Source organism: Rhodanobacter sp. MP1X3 (genome assembly GCF_014207165.1).
Classification (GTDB): Bacteria; Pseudomonadota; Gammaproteobacteria; order Xanthomonadales; family Rhodanobacteraceae; genus Rhodanobacter.
This window is the reverse complement of sequence record NZ_JACHCO010000013.1, coordinates 1-17,677: the sequence shown is the minus strand read 5'-3', so window position 1 is coordinate 17,677 and position 17,677 is coordinate 1. Positions and strand designations below refer to the sequence as shown.

Annotated in this window: 12 protein-coding genes and 1 pseudogene; 6 read left to right on the top strand and 7 right to left on the bottom strand. The window is 59.7% G+C overall.

Annotated features, from left to right (window positions below; translation table 11 throughout):
- Positions 1-143 precede the first annotated feature (143 nt).
- From proC to HDE79_RS21440, 6 genes are all read right to left on the bottom strand, one after another.
- Complete coding sequence (proC, locus tag HDE79_RS21465) at positions 144-980, bottom strand: pyrroline-5-carboxylate reductase (protein ID WP_255488544.1); 837 nt, start codon at positions 978-980, stop codon at positions 144-146.
- A complete protein-coding gene (locus tag HDE79_RS21460) occupies positions 977-3,016 on the bottom strand; it encodes a S9 family peptidase (RefSeq protein WP_184605226.1) in 2,040 nt (679 codons plus the stop codon). The genes proC and HDE79_RS21460 overlap by 4 nt, the downstream gene beginning before the upstream one ends.
- A 103-nt stretch (positions 3,017-3,119) precedes the next feature.
- A complete protein-coding gene (locus HDE79_RS21455) occupies positions 3,120-4,787 on the bottom strand; it encodes an alpha/beta hydrolase fold domain-containing protein (RefSeq protein ID WP_184605224.1) in 1,668 nt (555 codons plus the stop codon).
- Entirely contained in the window at positions 4,784-6,229 is a 1,446-nt protein-coding gene (locus HDE79_RS21450; protein ID WP_184605223.1) for an amidase family protein, read from the bottom strand. The genes HDE79_RS21455 and HDE79_RS21450 overlap by 4 nt, the downstream gene beginning before the upstream one ends.
- Positions 6,229-7,599, bottom strand: coding sequence for an amino acid permease (locus HDE79_RS21445; protein WP_255488543.1), 1,371 nt, complete (start codon positions 7,597-7,599; stop codon positions 6,229-6,231). Before HDE79_RS21445 ends, HDE79_RS21450 begins: the two co-directional genes overlap by 1 nt.
- A 156-nt stretch (positions 7,600-7,755) precedes the next feature.
- Complete coding sequence (locus tag HDE79_RS21440; RefSeq protein ID WP_184605221.1) at positions 7,756-9,996, bottom strand: TonB-dependent receptor; 2,241 nt, start codon at positions 9,994-9,996, stop codon at positions 7,756-7,758.
- 354 nt (positions 9,997-10,350) lie between these two features.
- Between HDE79_RS21440 and HDE79_RS21435 the strand changes: the two genes are divergently transcribed.
- The 6 genes from HDE79_RS21435 (at position 10,351) to HDE79_RS21410 (ending at position 16,904) form a co-directional block, all read left to right on the top strand.
- Entirely contained in the window at positions 10,351-10,881 is a 531-nt protein-coding gene (locus HDE79_RS21435; RefSeq protein ID WP_184605219.1) for a winged helix-turn-helix transcriptional regulator, read from the top strand.
- Positions 10,882-11,027: 146 nt separating this feature from the next.
- Complete coding sequence (locus HDE79_RS21430) at positions 11,028-13,217, top strand: alpha-N-acetylglucosaminidase (RefSeq protein ID WP_184605217.1); 2,190 nt, start codon at positions 11,028-11,030, stop codon at positions 13,215-13,217.
- Positions 13,218-13,442: 225 nt separating this feature from the next.
- Positions 13,443-14,648 carry an outer membrane protein transport protein gene (locus HDE79_RS21425; protein ID WP_221440326.1) on the top strand — a complete coding sequence of 402 codons (1,206 nt, stop codon included), beginning with the start codon at positions 13,443-13,445 and terminating at the stop codon, positions 14,646-14,648.
- Positions 14,649-14,674: 26 nt separating this feature from the next.
- Entirely contained in the window at positions 14,675-15,118 is a 444-nt protein-coding gene (locus tag HDE79_RS21420) for a YeeE/YedE family protein (RefSeq protein ID WP_184605214.1), read from the top strand.
- Positions 15,115-15,624 carry a YeeE/YedE family protein gene (locus HDE79_RS21415; protein ID WP_184605213.1) on the top strand — a complete coding sequence of 170 codons (510 nt, stop codon included), beginning with the start codon at positions 15,115-15,117 and terminating at the stop codon, positions 15,622-15,624. Before HDE79_RS21420 ends, HDE79_RS21415 begins: the two co-directional genes overlap by 4 nt.
- A gap of 890 nt (positions 15,625-16,514) precedes the next feature.
- Positions 16,515-16,904, top strand: coding sequence for a hypothetical protein (locus tag HDE79_RS21410; RefSeq protein WP_184605211.1), 390 nt, complete (start codon positions 16,515-16,517; stop codon positions 16,902-16,904).
- 170 nt (positions 16,905-17,074) lie between these two features.
- Here the strand turns inward: HDE79_RS21410 and HDE79_RS21405 are convergent.
- Positions 17,075-17,572: pseudogene (locus HDE79_RS21405) on the bottom strand (SDR family oxidoreductase); the annotation flags it as partial.
- Positions 17,573-17,677: the final 105 nt, after the last annotated feature.

Sequence of the window (17,677 nt, the reverse complement as noted above, 5' to 3'; positions counted from 1 at the left end):
GCCCCAGCTGATCGCTGGGGCTTTTGTCATTAAGGTGTACCTCGAATAAGCCTCTATCGAAACGTGATCGATGCGCGTACTTACGCCAAAGGAATCGCCAGGCTCAAAAATTTTATGTCACCTCACGCCCGTTGCCGTCCCAGTCAATCTAATGTGCTGGCCAGTTCTACGCCGCGCTGAGTAGCGGCAGCCACGGCATGGGCGACGATACGGGTCAGGCCGTCGGCTGTGAAGCTTTCCAGCGCTGCCTGGGTGGTGCCGTTCGGCGAGGTAACGCGTTGACGCAGCAGGGCGGGATCTTCGCCACCCTCCACCAGCATGCGGCCGGCACCGAGACAAGTCTGCGCGGCGAGTACGCGTGCGGTCTCGCGTGGCAGTCCCTGGGCAACCGCGGCGGCCTCCAGCGCCTCGACCAGCGCAAAGAAATAGGCCGGCCCCGAACCGGACAGCCCGGTGACGGTATCCATCAACGCTTCGTCGTCGATCCAGCAGGTGATTCCCGCGGTATCCAGAATGTGCTGCACCTGTGCTTTCTGCGACGGGCTGACGCGGCTGTTCGCGCACAGTCCGGTGGCGCCGGCGCCGATCAGTGCCGGCGTATTCGGCATGCAGCGCACGATGGGAAGGCTGGCGCCGAACCATCGTTCCAACTGATCCAACCGCACGCCGGCGGCAATCGAGATCAGCAGCGGTCGGTTGCGCTGCAGGATGTCGCGCAGATCGGCGTGGATCGTCGGCATGATCTGCGGCTTGACCGCCAGCAGAATGACTTCGGCTTCCGCCACGGCGAGCCGGTTTTCGGCATAGCAGGCGACTCCGAATTCACGACCCAGCGCATGGCGCGCTTCGGCCATCGGTTCGGCCACAGTGATGCTGGCAGCAGCTACGCCGGTTTTCAGCAGACCGCCGATCAGGCTGCGCGCCATGTTGCCGCCGCCGACGAAGGCGATCCGATACGTGCCGATTTCCGTATCGATCAACGTGGGACACGCGTGTCGAGAGGAATACGTCCCTTCGAAGGGATCACCGGTATTTTCGGTGGTTCGACCGCATCGTGATGGGGTTCCAGATAACGATTAAGCCAATCGAGAACACGTTGCTGGACATCCTCCTCATAGGCTGGCCCCACCGCGCCACCGAACCAGTGAGGAGCACCGGGATAACGAATCATTTCGACCGACGTACCTTGCTGCTTGAGAGCGTTGTAGAACATCTCGCCCTGAAAAACGGGAACCCGCAAATCCCGTTCCCCATGCATGATGAGTACCGGCATGCGTACGTCATGGACATAGGTGAGTGGCGAATGCGCGGCGTAACGCACACGTTCGCGAACTGGGTCACCGAAGTAAGGCGGGATGAAGCTGTATCCGACGTCGGTGGTCAGTGCCATGGACGTGAGATCCGTCATCCCCGCGCCGACGATGGCCGTCTTGAAAGGCCCATCATGCCCCGCTGCCCAAGCGGACAGATAACCACCATAACTCCAGCCTCCGATAGCCACGTAGTCAGGGTCGATGATGCGCTGCGCTTCCAACGCCGCCACGCCATCGAGCACATCCTGAAAGTCACTTCCACCCCAGTCCCCGACATTGGCCGTCGCAAACGCATCGCCACGACCGTCCGATCCGCGTGGATTGGGCATGAACACGGCATAGCCATGCATAGCCAGCATCTGCGCCCAGCTGTGCCAGGAACCCAGCCAACCATCGGACCAGGCATCGTACGGACCGCCATGAATTTGCACCAAGGTCTTCAATGGCTGCCCAGCATGAGCATCGGCGGGCAGCATCAGCAATCCCTGCAGGGTCGTCCCATCGCGGCGGCTTTTCCATTGCACCATCTCCAGTTTGCCCAGCTGCCAATCACGCACCTGCGGATTGGTATCCGTCAGCACACGCGTTTTCTTGCCGCTCGACAGCCACACTTCTTCTGGCTGCTGCCGGGTCGAGGCGACGAAGGCGAGCGTACCGTTGCTGGCGCGGCTGAACTCGTAGGGATCGCCTTTGATGGGGAAGCGTGGTATGACCTTGCCGCCGACGGCATCCACGTCAACAAACACTGGCGAGAGATTCTCGAAACCCAAACCGGTCAGGCTGCGACCATCGGAACTCCATTGCAGATCACGCAAGCTGCCATTCCAGTCCTTGCCAATCAGCGTGCTTTGTCCAGTGGCGAAGTCGTAGATGGCAACCACGCCAGTGATGCCGTTGGTATTGAAATAGCCATAGACCACACGGCGACCGTCCGGCGAAAAGCTGGGATGCAAAGCCGTCGCACGATGCGGCAGTAAAGCAAGTTGCTGTCCCTGCAGATCGAGGACGGCCACACGTGACTGATACCAGAAATAGTCCAGCCCCGGTCCTGTACCGTAGCGCACGATCAGACGCTTTCCATCAGGTGACCAGTCGACATCAAAGGCAAACATGTCGGGAGATGTCACGACTCTGACGGAACCGCCGGCTACATCGATGAGGTAAACCTGCGCTACAGACGGATGCCGACCTACATCGATCACGCCGTTGCCAGACGCTGGCACGCTGGGTTCGGCATTGACCAGCACCGCGATCTGGCGGCCATCGGGCGACCAGCGGAAACCATTGACGGATCCCGGCAGAGGACCCAGTGGGCGCGCTGGCGCATCCCAGGGAGAGGCCAGCCAAAGTTGTGTGGAAAGCGGCGCCATGCCCTGTTTCGGCGCGCCGGCATGGCGCATCGCCAGAAAGGCAACCGCACGGCCATCGGGCGACCAGCGCGGCGTGCTGTCACCCTCTTCGCTGCCCGGCAGTTGACGAGGATGGGCGCCGGTACCTGTCGCCACGACCCACAGGTGTGTCGGCCCGAGCTTGGCCGGATCGCCGGACGTGCGCACGTTGTAAATCACCTGCTGGCCTTCAGGGGCGATCTGCGCATCAGTCACCTGCTTCAGCGTAGCGATGTCCGTGGGCGTGATGACGTGACGCGCCTGTGCATGCACCACCGTAGCCAGTGCTGCCCCAGATAACAGGAGGATTGCCATGCCATGTCTAATAATTGCCATTACCGTCCCCCTGCGAAGCCCATTGGGCCGTCTGTCTACGCAAAATCATTGATAGCCTTCGCTGCCTCGTCATACTCCATGCCTAACCGGCCGGCATGCCTTCATCACGCAGTCGCTGGCGTAGCCACGTAGCGGTATCTTCGATCGCGCGATTGGCCACCGTCGATGTCGACATCGCTTCGAGAAAGCTGTGCACAGCGCCTTGGTAGATCTTGCACTGCACATCCACTCCGGCTTCGCGCATGCGCTCATCCATGGCCAAGCTCTGTGCTGCCAGCACATCGCATTCGGGCACGATCAGCAATGAGGGCGGCAGCCCGCCAAGGTTTGCCTTGAGCGGACAAGCCAGCGGATCCTGCTGGTCGGCGTCGTCGCGAAGGTAGTTCAACCAGAACATGTCGATCTCGGCCGAACTGAGCATATCGGCGCCCGTACCAAAGCGGCGACGGGATTCAGCGTCCACTGTCGCATCGAAGCCGCCGTAGTTGAGCAACAGGCCGGCGATCGTGTCGCCCTGCCCTGCCTCGCGTTGCACCAGCGCGGTGGCGAGCGCCAGGTTGGCACCTGCCGAATCGCCGCCCAGTGCGACTCGCCCGCCGTCGATACCAAGCGCGTCGGCTTCCGCCAATAGCCAATGCAACGCCCCGAGCACCTGGTGCAAGGCGTACGGGTACTTGTACTCCGGCGCCAGGGCGTAATCGACGCCAAGCACCGCCACGCCGGCACGGTGCGCGTACTCGCGCATCAACCGGTCGTGGGTATCCAGACTGAACATGCTCCAGCCACCACCATGAATATAAATAAGCACCGGCTTCACGCTGGCAGGCGACGGATCGTACAGTCGTACGCGCAAAGGTCCGGTATCCAGGGGCAGTTCGAATTCGCGAACCAGAGGTATGCGCGGGCCACCCTGTGCCCAGGGTGTGCGGCTCTGTTCGGCAATGATGCGCCGCTGCGGCCAGTCCAACGTGCGGTCGACCGAAAGCCGACGGTTGTCCTCGGTCACGGCACGCACGAAGTGCTCGATCTGTGGATCAAGCGGCGGCCGGTCGCTCGCTGGCACCGCACCGGCAATACGCAACGGGGCATTCGATCCTTTGCGCGCAGCGGCCACGACATCCAACCGGACCGGACCGGCGAAATGCTCCATCCATGAGACCAGATCATGCTCCCCGCGCGTGTCCAACCCGGCCAGAATGTCGGCGAACACATCATCGCGTTCGTCCTGGCCAAGCTTGAAGGAAGCGCGCACTTCGTGGATAGGCGCATGGAACCCGACCACGCCACGCGAGAGCGAGGTGTAACGCGCACCCATCTCGCTGCTGCTCCATGGCCACGTGTGATTGGACTCCATGGCCATCACCAAGTCGTCCAGTCGTTGCGCCACGGTGGCCGGCTCGTCCTCCAGCACGACATGTACGTGAAACACCGCACAGGCGTAGTTCCAAGTAGGTGCTTGTGTGCGATCGTCGAACCAAGATGGCGACACATAAGACTGCGGCCCCATCAGCAACACCAGGGCGTCGGGCGTCGCAGCCAGTTGTGCCAATTGCGGATTGCCGCGGGCGAAGTGGCCCACGAGCATGTTCGGACGACCATCGTCGTCACAGCGCAACTGCACCGGTATCGGTGTCACCGCGAATGCCGAAGGGCTGCCACAAATAATCCACGCCAGCGGATTGGCATCGACCAACGCCTGGATGTCACCGTTGTCGCGCGGCTGATAGATCGCCTTGCTGCCGACACTCATGACAGTTTTCCATCGCATGACGCGGCGCGCACGGACAGTGATGGCCACTGCATGTGCCAAGGCGTGGCTTGTTCCAATTCATAGGCGAGGCTGAGCAGGCGATCTTCCTGGCCACGATCGGCAGCGAACATCACTCCCACGGGAAGTCCATTCGTGCTCCAGTGCAGCGGTAGCGAAATGGCGGGTGTACCGGCCAGATTCTGCAGTGGTGTATAGCCGATCCAGTCGAACATGCCGTCGCGCAGCGCTTCGAAGGCACAGTCCGGTGCATAGGTCCCCAGCAACGGCGGGGGCGTGCGTAACGCCGGCGACAGCACTACATCGTAGTTCTGATGAAACGCTGCCAGTTGCCCCGGTAAAGCGGCCAACTGCGCATAAGCCTGCTCCAGTGCCTCGACCGGAAGCCGTCCTGCCCATTCGGCCAGATGGCGCGTCCAGGGTTCCAGCGCATCCTCCAGTCGATTGCCGCCCAAGGTAGGCCGCACTGCATCTACCGCATCACCCGCCAGGTGCGCCCACAAGGTGAGCAGAGCCGTCATGCATGCTGCCCCATCGATCGGCTGGGCCACCACATCCACTTGATGGCCCAGTGCCTGGCAAAGTGTCATGGCCTTGCGTACTGCCGCGTGCACCTCTTGATCAGGCTCATGGCCGTACAGGTTTGGCTCCATCACTGCGATGCGCAAACGCGCGCTTAAGGGCTCGCGCAACATGACTCGATCCGGCTGCGGATGGGCAGCCGCAAAGGCCCAGGCCGTATCGCGCACACTACGAGACATCAGGCTGTCGGCGACCATCAAGTCATCCAGCACATGCCGCGAACGTACCCGTACCACCGCACCGCGACCTGGCTTGAGTCCGACGATGCCACAGCAAGCGGCCGGGATCCGGATCGAGCCGGCCCCATCGCTGCCATGTGCCAGCGGTACCAACCCAGCCGCCACAGCAGCGGCCGCACCACCGCTGGAACCACCTGGCGAACGATCCAGCGCCCACGGATTGCGCGTAGGTTCGGTGGTCAGCAACGGTTCGGTGGTACCCATCAAGCCGAATTCAGGCATGGCACTCTTGCCCAGCGGAATCAGCCCCTGCTGGTCAAAGCGCTGCGCGAACGGATAAGCCGCGTCGGCCAGCACGCCACGGCGACTGCGTGAGCCAGCCAGGGTCGGCATGCCGGGATATTCCAGGGAGTCCTTCAGCAAATACGGCACACCAGCCAGCACACCGCTGCCGTCGCAACGCAACGCACGCGCACGCGCACGCGCCTGTGCAAATGCACGATAGCTGACCGCGGCGAGTTGCCTGTCCAGCAGTTCGATACGCATGATCGCGGCCTCGATCAATTCAGCTACCTGCAGCTCACCACTGGCAAGCAACGACGCTTGGTCGTGCGCATCCAGCATGCCGAGCCGACAGGCGTCGGCAAGGGAAAAACCATTCATCAAAAAAGCTCCACACGAACAGGGACCGACTGTCGTCGGCCGTAGCACAGATAAACCAGCACACCCAGGCACAAATAGACCGAGAGCATGGCGGCAGGCAGGATGTCGCCTTGCAATGCACGGCTGACAATATCGATCATCACCGGCGCCACCATGGCAGCACTCAGCGCCATCGCCGCGACCGGTACGATGCCAAACCACAGGCCCTTGATGCGGATACCACCCAAGGGCACCCTGAAACCGTCCGACAAAGAAGTCTCGCGACCGCGTACACGCATCAAGGTGATGGCAACCACACAGAAGCAGGAAGTCACACCAAGGCAGACCAGGTCACCGAGCAACGAAATCGGCAGCAGCGCTGCACTGACCGCGGCAATCGCCCCCAGCAGCAGGTTGCTCAGCCATAGACTTCCACTACGCGGATGACGTCGACAGAACAACGGCGGCAACAGTCGGTCAGAGGCGATCGCGAAACAGATGCGCGACTGGCCATAGGCATTGGCCAGCAATACGGAAGCCAGACCGGTCAAGGCGCCAAGCTTGACGATAACCGCCATGCCAGGACGGCCCATCCTGTCTACTGCCACGGCAATCGGATCGGCGACGCCGAGCTCACGAAAAGGCACTACGCCGGTAACTACGGCGGCAGCTGCGATGTACAGCACGGTGCAGACGATCAGCGAACCGAAGATGCCAATTGGCACATCACGGCGTGGTTGCCTCGCTTCCGCGGCAGCGGTGGATACTGTCTCAAAACCCAGATAAGCGAAGAACAACATCGATGCCGCACGGCAAATGCCTTCCCAGCCATAACTGAAACCGCCTTCGTTGGCAGGTATCAACGGATGCCAGTTGGCCGGTTCGACTGCACCCAGGCCGACACCGATGAACAGCAGCAATACCGCGACCTTGATCACCACCAGAATGGCGTTGATCGTGATCGACTTGGAAATACCGAGGGCCAGAATCGCTCCGGCGCTCACCGCCGCCAAGGCGGCTACCAAATTCACCCCGTGCCCCATGGTCAATACCGCATGCCCGTGGCGCATTTCTGAATCCAGCAACGGCGAAGACAGCACACGCGGCAGGCTCAACCCAAGACCATGCAAAAGGCTTCCCAGATAGCCCGCAAATCCAACAGCCAGTATCGATGCCGACAGGTTGTATTCCAGCAGCAGAAGCCAACCGAGAGCCCACGAGGTCCGGCGACCGAAGCTCGCACGGCAATAACTATAGGCCGAACCCGATTGCGGAAAGCGCGAAGCCAGCTCGGCATAGCACAGGCCCACCATCGCACAGGCAATACCTGCCATGACGAAGGACAGGATCACTGCTGGCCCTGCGTAGTTTGCCGCGGCCGTCCCGGTCATGACATACACACCAGCACCCAGGATGTTGCCAATGCCGAGTACCAGCAATGCCCCCCCATCCCAACCTGCGCGCCAAGGAAGGCGAAGGTTCGGCAGCATCGGCAAGTGACGGAGACACTGCCCGGGCGCCGCCTTGATTGTCGAAAGGCACGTGGATCACATTTGCCAGTTCAGTCGCAGGCCAATCGTCCGGGGAAGGATCACGAAGTCCTGCAGACCCGCACCAAAATCGCCATAACTAAAGGTGACGCCGCGCCGATCGGCAAGGTTGGTGCCGTACAACGATATTTCTGTATTGCCGTATAGAAGGCTAAAACGAGCATCCAGCTGGTTGTAGCCGTTGATGCGATAGTACGGCTGCTGCAAATTCGCCGGCGCGCCACTGACTTGGCGATCGGTCACGGTAAAGGTAGGTGAGTGCTCACCGCTCCAGCGATAAGTCCCGATAACCGATGCCTGCCATTTCGATGCGCCTGGCAGAACCTGGCCCGCATACAAGGGTGTCGAAGCCGCCAATACGCTTTGAGACAGCTGAGCGTCCAACCACGTCAGATTGGCAGACAGTTCGATATGGGATGTAGGACGCCAGGCACTGCTCGTCTCGACGCCGTGGATATGCGCCCCACCAGCGTTGGTACCGTAAGTCACGCCGTCAGGCCGATAGAGGCGCACCTGAATGTCGCTCCAGTCAATGTAGAACGCGCTGACATCCAGTTGCAGGCTATGATCCAGCCAGTACGATTTCAGGCCAGCCTCGTAATTCCAGAGCGTATCGGTCTTCCAGCCCGATGGCGTATCGAAGCCGGCCAGCGGATAGATCGTATTCGGATTACCGAAACGGTATCCCTTGGAAATCAGAGCGTACGCGGTGAAGTCCGGTGTCACATTCCAGGTTATCGAATACTTGGGCACAAAACCCGTCTGCTTCTGTACGGTCGCTGGAGGCGCATAGACGGGGTCGTAAAACACGCCGTTGTATTGCACCGAGCTGCTTACCCGGTCGTCGTACCAACGCCCCCCCACGGTAAAGGTCCAGTGATCGGCGAAGTGCCAGTTTGCTTCGCCGAATACGGCCTTCTCCGAGCCATTGACGTTGGCGTTGCCCCAGTAAAATTCATTGCCGCGCAAATCGTTGGCAGGGTACTGCGAGGACAACATCTGGTTGGCATCTGACGCGGACAGGAAATCTGAAATACTTTTGTTTGTGCTGAGATAATTGGCACCGACCAACCAGTCCAGCTTGGCATCCTTGTCGGTCGGCGAGGCCAGTCGAATTTCCGCTGTACGCGTGGCGCTTCGTGCCTGCTCTTCGTACAGGACGGGTGCGGCGATGCCGCCAAAGCCGCCATAAAACGGGGTGTCATCGTTGTCCAGTACGTGTGACTTGTGGTTATAGGAAAGAATCGTGGTCAAGGTGGCAAAGCCCACATCCTGATCGAGCCGCAAGCTGTGCAGGGAGAACGTGGTGTTGAATTTCTCCGGGAGCAGCGTCGAACGCTTGAGGTCACCGTAGGCCGGTTCCATGTAGGAAAAATCCGCAGTGGAACCGTTCTGCACCATGCTGAGCCAGGTCACCTTGGTGCCCACCCACGGCGTCCATACGACGGAGATACGCCCACCGCGCACCTTCGTGTCGTTGCTGGCTTTACGGTTCAGGCCGATATTGTCGAGGTAACCCGGCTGATCTCGCTCCAGCATCACGACACGCACGGCCAACTTGTCGTCGATGATCGGCACGTTGACCATGCCCTTGAGCGTATTGCCGCGATTTCCATTCGCGTTATACGTACCACTTACCGAGGTCTCCAGCGCCGCATGAAACCCGGAAGGATCGGCCTCGTTGGCAACGTAATTGATCGCACCTCCCAATGAGGCTGAACCAAACAGCGTACCCTGCGGGCCACGCAACACTTCAACACGGTCGACATCAAACGTGTCGATGTCGGGAATGCCGATGGCATAACCCGGTTCGCTCAGTGGCACCTCATTGATGAAATAGCCGGTTGGACCCTGGCCCTGATCCAGACCGGCGGTCGTACCCACGCCACGGATCACCGCCGTGGAATCACCGGCGGGACCGGCATTGAACACCACGCCGGGCATACGCCCGAGATAGTCGCTGAAACTCTGTGCACCGATGTTCTCGAGCTGATCGCCGGTCACGGCGCTGATGCCGCCGGCGATATGCGAGGCATCTTCCTTACGCTTGGTGGCCGTGACTGTGACGCTCTGCAGCGTGGTGGTATTCGGTGCGGGTTTTGATTTATCCGGCTTGCTTTGCTGCGGCGTCTGCGTGTTCGTCGTGTCCTGTTGTGCGATAGCGGGGCCGGCTACCAGCCAACCTGCACATGCCAAGCTGATCGCGAGCCGCAAGCTCGCTAATTTTGTGATGTTCATCCGACTCTCCCCACCCCTATGACATTGGATCTGGTCGTGTTCGCGCACCCGTGGCGATCAGGGTGGCGATATGCGAAAAGTGATGCGAAGCTGCGCCGCAGAAACCTCGTTCGTAACAAGCTTCGATCACATCATCAGCATAACTTCATCAACTTGTCCACGCGCCGCCTTATTATTTTAACTTATTGAAAAATAGTATTTTTTCTGGAATATCCGCAACTCTTGCTAAGCGAACGAATGCATTCCGCAGAAAATGCGGTGCGAAGGCCGCAAATACGTGATCTTCACGCTAGTTGCACAGAGCTATCCCGGGCCATACGCTGCCAACCTCGCACTGATACCGATGAGGATTTCATGCCGACGAAAGAAATCGATCGCATCGACCTGAAGATCCTTGATGTCTTGCAGTCCGATGGCCGCATTACCAATCAGCGGCTGGCCGAACGTGTGGCGCTCTCGCCCAGCGCCTGTCTGAGCCGACTGAGAATGCTCGAATCATCCGGGTTGATTGCCGGCTATCACGCAAGAATTGTGCTGGAGCAGCTGCGACCAACTGTCGTCATCTACGCCGAAGTGTCGATGAAGCGTCACGTACTCGCCGACTTCGCCCGATTCGACGCACTGATCCAGGATATTCCCGAAATCGTCGAAGCCAGCCGGGTGAGTGGACCGTTCGACTACCTGCTCAAGGCCGTGGTCACCGACATGGTGGAATGGAAGGAATTGGCTATTGCTTTGCTCAACGAAACCAACGGTGTCGACCGGGTCGTGACCTATATCGTGATGGTCGATGCCAAGCCTTTCGCTCGCGTTCCAATTACGCCATCCCCTTCGGCAACGCGGCGGCTATCGTTGCAGCTACGTCCCGCTCCAGCTCACAAGTGAGCATCTTGTATCCAAGGTGCTCATCTTCGCTATCGTCAAGTAGCCCCGATATTCCCTGCCTGTCAACCGGTTTGCGCCGCACGAACGACATAGCGGCAATAACAACGCGTAACGACCAAGCCATCGGCTATTCGTGGAGATAGGGCATGCGTAAACACCTCCTCGGCCTCTGGCTTGTGAGTGTTGGCAGCCTCCTGCCACTTACCCCGGCGGTTGGCGTGAATGCGCCGGTCTTCGATATCCGCCCTGAGCAAGCGGTGCTCGAACGTCTCATACCGCAGCAGGCCTCGCAGTTCGAGCTTGCCCCCATCGCTGCTACCGACGGTCACGAGCGTTTCCGCATTTCCAGCACGAACGGCCATATCAAGGTCGAAGGCAGTACGCCCAGCTCCCTGCTGTTCGGGGTGAACTGGTACCTGAAGTACATCGCACACGTGCAGATCTCGACCAATGGCGATCGGCTGGGCACCCGCGTGTTTCCGCTGCCGGGGGCGACTATCGAGCGAGAAACCCCGTACGCCTACCGTTATGCGTTGAACGAAAACATCGACGGCTATACCGCACCCTATTGGGATTGGTCACGCTGGCAGCGCGAGATCGATGTGCTGGCGCTGTCAGGCATCAACGCGATGATCGTCGAGCGCGGTATGGATACCGTGCTGTATCAGACCTTCCGCGATGTCGGCTATTCGGATGACGAGATCCGCCATTGGATCACCCTGCCGGCACACCAGAACTGGCAGCTGATGGGTAATCTCTGCTGCTTCAACGGCCCGATCAGCGCCACCTTGATGCAGAAACGCGCCGCATCGGCGCAGAAGATCATCAGCCGCCTGCGCGAACTCGGTATAACGCCGGTATTGCCGGGTTTCTATGGCATCGTGCCTGCTGATTTTCAGCAGAAATTTCCCCGCGCCCACGTCGTACCGCAAGGCGAATGGGCAGGCTTCACCCGTCCGGGCTGGCTTGATCCGCGCGACCCGATGTTCGCCAAACTTGCCACCGCGTTCTACCAGCACCAGCGCGAACTGTTCGGCGACAGCAGCATCTACGATATGGAGGTATTCCAGGAGGGCGGCGACGTGTCCGTACCCGAAGCCGCGCGTGACGTACAGAACGCCTTGCTCGCGGCTCATCCCGGTGCGCGCTGGATGATGCTCGCGTGGCAAGGCAACCCGCGGCAGGATCTGCTCGCCGGTGTCGATCGACAGCATCTGCTGATCATCGATATCGACCATGATCGCGTGCCGCGCGACGATCGCCAGAAAGATTTCCAGAACGCGCCGTTCCTGTTCGGCGGCATCTGGGAATTCGGTGGCCGCACCACGCTGGGTGCCAATACCGGCAATATCACCGCGCGACTGCAGCGCCTGGGTCGCACCAACAGCAATATGGTCGGCACCGCCGTGTTTACCGAGGGGATGGATACCAATCCGTTCGCCTTCGATCTGTTTACGGAAATGGCCTGGCGCAGCGAGCCGGTCGATCTCGAAAAGTGGACGACCAACTACGTGCAACGCCGATACGGCGCCACCGATCCACATGCATTGGCCACCTGGAAGGTGCTGTTGAATACGGCCTATAACATCCGCATCGACAATGTCGTATTCCACAGCGAGCGCGATGCGGCGCAGGAATCCCTGTTCGATGCACAGCCCAGCCTCACCGTTAACCGCGCATCGAACTGGTCGCCCGAAGCCATGCGCTACAGCGCCGAGGCTTTCAAGCAGGCACTGCCAGACATGCTGCAAGTAGCACCGGCACTGCGCGGTAGCGCGACCTATCAGTACGATCTGGTGGATATCGCACGCCAGACATTGGCCAACGAAAGCCGCCTGCTGCTGCCGCAGATCAAGACGGCCTACGATGACAAGGATCGCTCACGGTTCGGGGCCTTGACCCAACGCTGGCTGCAACTGATGGAGCTGCAGGATCAACTGCTGGCCACCAATCGTTTCTTCCTCGTTGGCAGCTGGCTAGCCCAGATCGATCCGTTGGCGTCGACGGCCGAGGAACGCACACACCTCGACTACGATGCCCGCTCCATCCTCACTACCTGGGGCGATCGCAAAGCCAGCGAAGGCGCCGACCTGCATGACTACGGCAACAAGGATTGGGCCGGCCTCACCCGCGACTACTACCGCTTGCGTTGGGAAACGTACTTCCACTCACTGGACGAAGCCTTGCGTACCGGCACGGCCGCCAAGCCGATCGACTGGTTCGCCATGGGCGATGCGTGGAACCATGGCATCCAGCGTTACGCCGACAGCCCCGATGGCGACGCGTACATCGTCGCAACGCGGGTCGCTGATGTCTTGCGGCTGGCGCGGCATTAGCGGATGGCCTGCATGCCATCCATGCCGCGCATAGTGATTCAAGCCATCAGCGCTCACATATAAGATTTAGTACTGACAGTATTCCCAGTGACTATTTGACGCCTCGGCTAGCTGCTGCCTATAACTCATGCACCCTCAAGGCTTCAGGAATGGTGTATGCCAGCAGCTCGATCTCGCCGGACAACCGCAAGCCATCGCCTTGGTGCACTTGCTCTTGCGGCTGCCGTGCTGCCTACCAGCGTCTTCGCGACGAATGGCTACTTCACCAATGGATCCAGTATTCAGTCGAATGGGCTGGGTGGCGCGGGCATTGCATTCCCCGTGGATGCCTTGGCCGGCTATATCAATCCTGCCGGTATCGCGTTCGTCGGCAATCGTGTCGACGTGGGATTGACCGTGTTCAATCCGGATCGATCCGCGACGATTACGGGCAACCAATACGGTGCCGACGGCTCTTACTCCGGCAACGGCGTGAAGTACTTCCTGTTACCTGAAGCAGGCTATACGCATCAGGTTGCCGATGATCTCTACTTCGGCCTCTCGCTGACGGCCAACGGCGGCATGAACACCGGTTACCACGACAATCCCTATGGCGCATTCGGTGGCCAGGGCGAAGCCGGTGTGAACCTGCAGCAGATCGTGCTGACGCCTGCCCTGGCGTACAAGATCACGCCAACGCAGTCCATCGGCATCGGCGCGAATATCGCCTGGCAGCGCTTCTATGCTGATGGGCTGACACCCTTCGCCGCGTTCTCCCAGGCGCCGGGCAGCGTAAGCAATACGGGCTACTCCAGCTCGGTAGGTGTGGGCGCCAGAGTTGGCTGGAACGGCCACTTCGGCGACAACCTGACGTTGGGGGCGACATGGGCCTCGAAGATCCCCGGCTCGTTCAACGGCTACCAAGGTCTGTTTGCCCAATCCGGCAGCTTCGACATTCCCGCGAATTTCGGTATCGGTGCGGCATACCGTGTGACATCCGGGTTGACCTTGCTTGCTGACGTTCAGCGCATCCTCTATGCGGAGACACACTCCGTTGGTAATCCGCTGGCCAACCTGCTGCAGGGCCATGCGCTGGGCTCGTCGGATGGCCCTGGCTTTGGCTGGCGCGACATCAATATCTACAAGGTCGCGGCTAGCTACGCCTACTCGCCCACGTTGACGCTGCGCTTCGGTTTCAGTCACGCACAGCAACCCATTCCTTCCAGCCAGACGTTCTTCAATATTCTCGCGCCAGGCGTGGTGCAGAATCAGGCCAGCGTCGGCGCCACCTGGCAGACCAGTCAGCGTGGTGAGATCAGTTTTTACTACAGCCACGCCTTCGAGAAGACCGTCCACAGATCGAATTCGATTCCCGCACCGTTTGGCGGTGGTGAAGCAGACATCGCGTTGAGCGAGAACTCGCTGGGCTTTGCTTATGCGTGGAAAATCTAGCTCACTGACCGGATAGGCCGTTTCCCATGTCTTCGTTCACACCTGTCAGCGCCCTACTCGGCGGCTTGCTGATCGGCGCTGGTGCCAGTTGGCTGCTACTTTCGCTCGGACGCATCGCTGGTATCAGTGGCGTGATTGGCGCACTGCCATTTTCTCGGCGGATGGAGTTTGCCTGGCGTGCCCTGTTTCTGCTGGGATTGGTGACCGGCGCGGGGCTGCTATATCGATACGGCAGCACGTTCGGCGTGCAGGCACCGCTTAGTCGTATTGATTTTCCTGCCTGGAAATTGATCGTCTCCGGACTCCTGGTGGGTTACGGCACAGCACTGGGGAGCGGTTGCACCAGCGGGCATGGCGTGTGCGGCCTTGCGCGCCGCTCACCGCGCTCCCTGGTGGCGACCGTGATCTTTCTGCTCACGGGCATAGTGACGGCGAGTGTGCTGCGGCACTGGCTGGAGAACTGGCCATGAATCCGGACGAAGCATCGCCGCTGGAACGTGCCCTGCTGGCTGCCTTTGGTGCCGGGTTGGTATTCGGTGCCGGGCTGGCCTTGTCGGCGATGACCCATCCCGAGAAAGTACTCGGCTTCCTCGACCTGAGTGGACACTGGGATCCGAGCCTCCTGCTGGTGCTGGGCGGCGCGACGGGTATCGCCGGCATCGCGTTTCCATTGATCCTTCGACGCAAGACGCCACTTTTGATGGCGGATTTCGATCTGCCGAGCGCTACGCGCATCGATCGTCGGCTGATCTTCGGAGCACTCCTGTTCGGCTTGGGCTGGGGAATCAGCGGTTATTGCCCGGGACCAGCGGTAGCTCTTCTCGCGGCGCTTCCCGGCAGTGGACGCGAGGCGTTGCTGTTTCTGCCAGCCCTGCTGATCGGATCATGGATCGGGCGGTGGTCGACACGGGCGAGCAAGGCGCGCAGCGCCGTCCAACGCATCGATGCGAACCTCCTCGATCAAGGCGATCTCTAGAAGTGCGCGGTTTCCCCTCGACAAGTTCGCGGTCGTCCGCGTCCTTCAGATAGACGTCCAAAGAGAAATCAGCTGCATATTCCAGTCGAAACCGGCCACCTGTAACGATCTGAAACCCGCCAAGCAAAACGGCCTGAAAAGTACCGCAAAGGTGAGTCAGGTTCACCGAAAATCACGTTGCCAAGGAGAGCTGCGTCCACCGCAACACATACAACACGCGACTGATCGGCGATGACTAGGCCGCAGACCGGTATGACCAGCTACAGGCCGACGTCGACCGGCAGAAACCGACCCGAAGCTGCCGGTCACGAAGACACGATGCGGCTTGTTGTGGGACGATCCCAATCGGGTTTTTCGGTGGATGTATAACCCAACCCAAGATCGGCAACGTCAAGTGGCACAAGGGGATAGCGTCTGCGGGTATCGTTTGATGCGAGATGTATAACCCGACCCGGGTCGGTCTATTAGGTAGTTAGGCGGGCAGAAGAATGTCGCCGCAAATTGAAGATCAGTTCCATGCAGCGATGCTGCATATTTACGAGAGTGCCGCTCGGCTCAAGCCACCGTATCGAGCCACCCGCTTCTTACAAATGGTGCAAGGGAGCGGCGGCAAGTCGGCCGCTGATCAACTCTTGGGTGGGACAAATCCCTCATCGGGCTTCACAGAGCTTTTTCTTCGCGGACCAGAGAATCTGAAACTCAGTGTTGAGTATCTTGTTCTGCAAGACCCTTGGCGGTCACTATTTACAGATGAGCAACTCGCAGAGGCACGCAGGCGCTTAGAACAGGTTGGGGTTGAGCCTCCCGGACCACCCGCCTGACAATTCGTTCAAGGCGGACGGCTTCGCCCCTGTTTAACTCTAGCGTTAGGCCACAACGGAAGTGCTGCGATGAAAAATATCTATCTCATTCCGTTGGCTGTGGGTGTCTTAGCTGCCAGTCAGGCTTACGCTTGGCAGCCGAGTATTCCGCTTGACGTACCCATTTCTTGCGCCAGCGTTCTCAATGAGGGTGCGGACACGGTGGCCATACGTGTTACGCCAACAGATGGCCCCTACGGCATCCCGATACTTATCGGGCTGAAGGGTAGTCAAGTTATATGGAAACGCGAGTTCCCAAGAGCTGAAGGAGTGAATGCGGCGAAATTGTATGCTACTTGCACGGGTAAAATAATTGATATCAGGTCTAGTCCACCGTTCACCACATACTGGGAGCATCAAAAGTATAGGTGGGACGGTAAATCGTTAAAGTGGTTAAAGAAATTTACGACCTTCCCCTAAGAGGGCCTAACCACTCATTCAAGCGGACGGCTCCGCCGCCACTTAATTCCAGCGTTGAACGTCTGCTCTTGGCCGCTCAGAGACCGTGCCTCGTGTCGCTATCCGACCGATCGCATCCAGCCGCAAACGGCTGCTTTGGGGCAGCCGCGCAATGGGTGCCAAACAGAGCCTTACGCTATTGTCCGAACGACACCCCCGTCGACACGCAAGGAGGTGCCAGTTGTCCCTGACGCCTGCTCCGAGCAGACATAGACGACCAGGTTTGCGACTTCTTCGGTTGTCGCAAAGCGATTGAGGAGCGATTTCGGGCGCATTGTCTTCAAGAACTGCTGCTCGGCTTCGTCCTGCGTAATGCCCTGAGCCTCTGCGGCCGCCTTCATCCAACCACTCATGATCTCCGAGTTCGTTGGACCAGGGAGGACCGAATTGACAGTGACACCCGTTCCGCCGACCACCTCGGCCAAGCCTCTCGCAACGGCGAGCTGAGCGGTCTTGGTCATGGCGTAGTCGATCATGTCCTTGGGAATTGCGAGTGCGGACTCGCTACTGATGAAGACGACGCGACCCCAGCCGCGCTTCGTCATGTTCGGCACATAGTGACGGGACGCGCGAATACCACTCATGACGTTCAGCTCGAAGAGATCGGTCCACTCGCTATCGCCAATATCGAAGAAGGGCGAGACTTCCTACGCTTTAGTGGACACCCTGAACTATCACTTCAGGAGTGTTCTCATGCCCAGACCTGGTGCGCGCACGACGTACCGATATACCCA

Coding starts and splice junctions, on each gene's coding strand:
- HDE79_RS21460 (WP_184605226.1), bottom strand. CDS start 3,016: ATGGCAATCCTCCTGTTATCTGGGGCAGCACTGGCTACGGTGGTGCAT.
- HDE79_RS21455 (WP_184605224.1), bottom strand. CDS start 4,787: ATGAGTGTCGGCAGCAAGGCGATCTATCAGCCGCGCGACAACGGTGAC.
- HDE79_RS21450 (WP_184605223.1), bottom strand. CDS start 6,229: ATGAATGGTTTTTCCCTTGCCGACGCCTGTCGGCTCGGCATGCTGGAT.
- HDE79_RS21445 (WP_255488543.1), bottom strand. CDS start 7,599: ATGACCGGGACGGCCGCGGCAAACTACGCAGGGCCAGCAGTGATCCTG.
- HDE79_RS21440 (WP_184605221.1), bottom strand. CDS start 9,996: ATGAACATCACAAAATTAGCGAGCTTGCGGCTCGCGATCAGCTTGGCA.
- HDE79_RS21435 (WP_184605219.1), top strand. CDS start 10,351: ATGCCGACGAAAGAAATCGATCGCATCGACCTGAAGATCCTTGATGTC.
- HDE79_RS21430 (WP_184605217.1), top strand. CDS start 11,028: ATGCGTAAACACCTCCTCGGCCTCTGGCTTGTGAGTGTTGGCAGCCTC.
- HDE79_RS21420 (WP_184605214.1), top strand. CDS start 14,675: ATGTCTTCGTTCACACCTGTCAGCGCCCTACTCGGCGGCTTGCTGATC.
- HDE79_RS21415 (WP_184605213.1), top strand. CDS start 15,115: ATGAATCCGGACGAAGCATCGCCGCTGGAACGTGCCCTGCTGGCTGCC.
- HDE79_RS21410 (WP_184605211.1), top strand. CDS start 16,515: ATGAAAAATATCTATCTCATTCCGTTGGCTGTGGGTGTCTTAGCTGCC.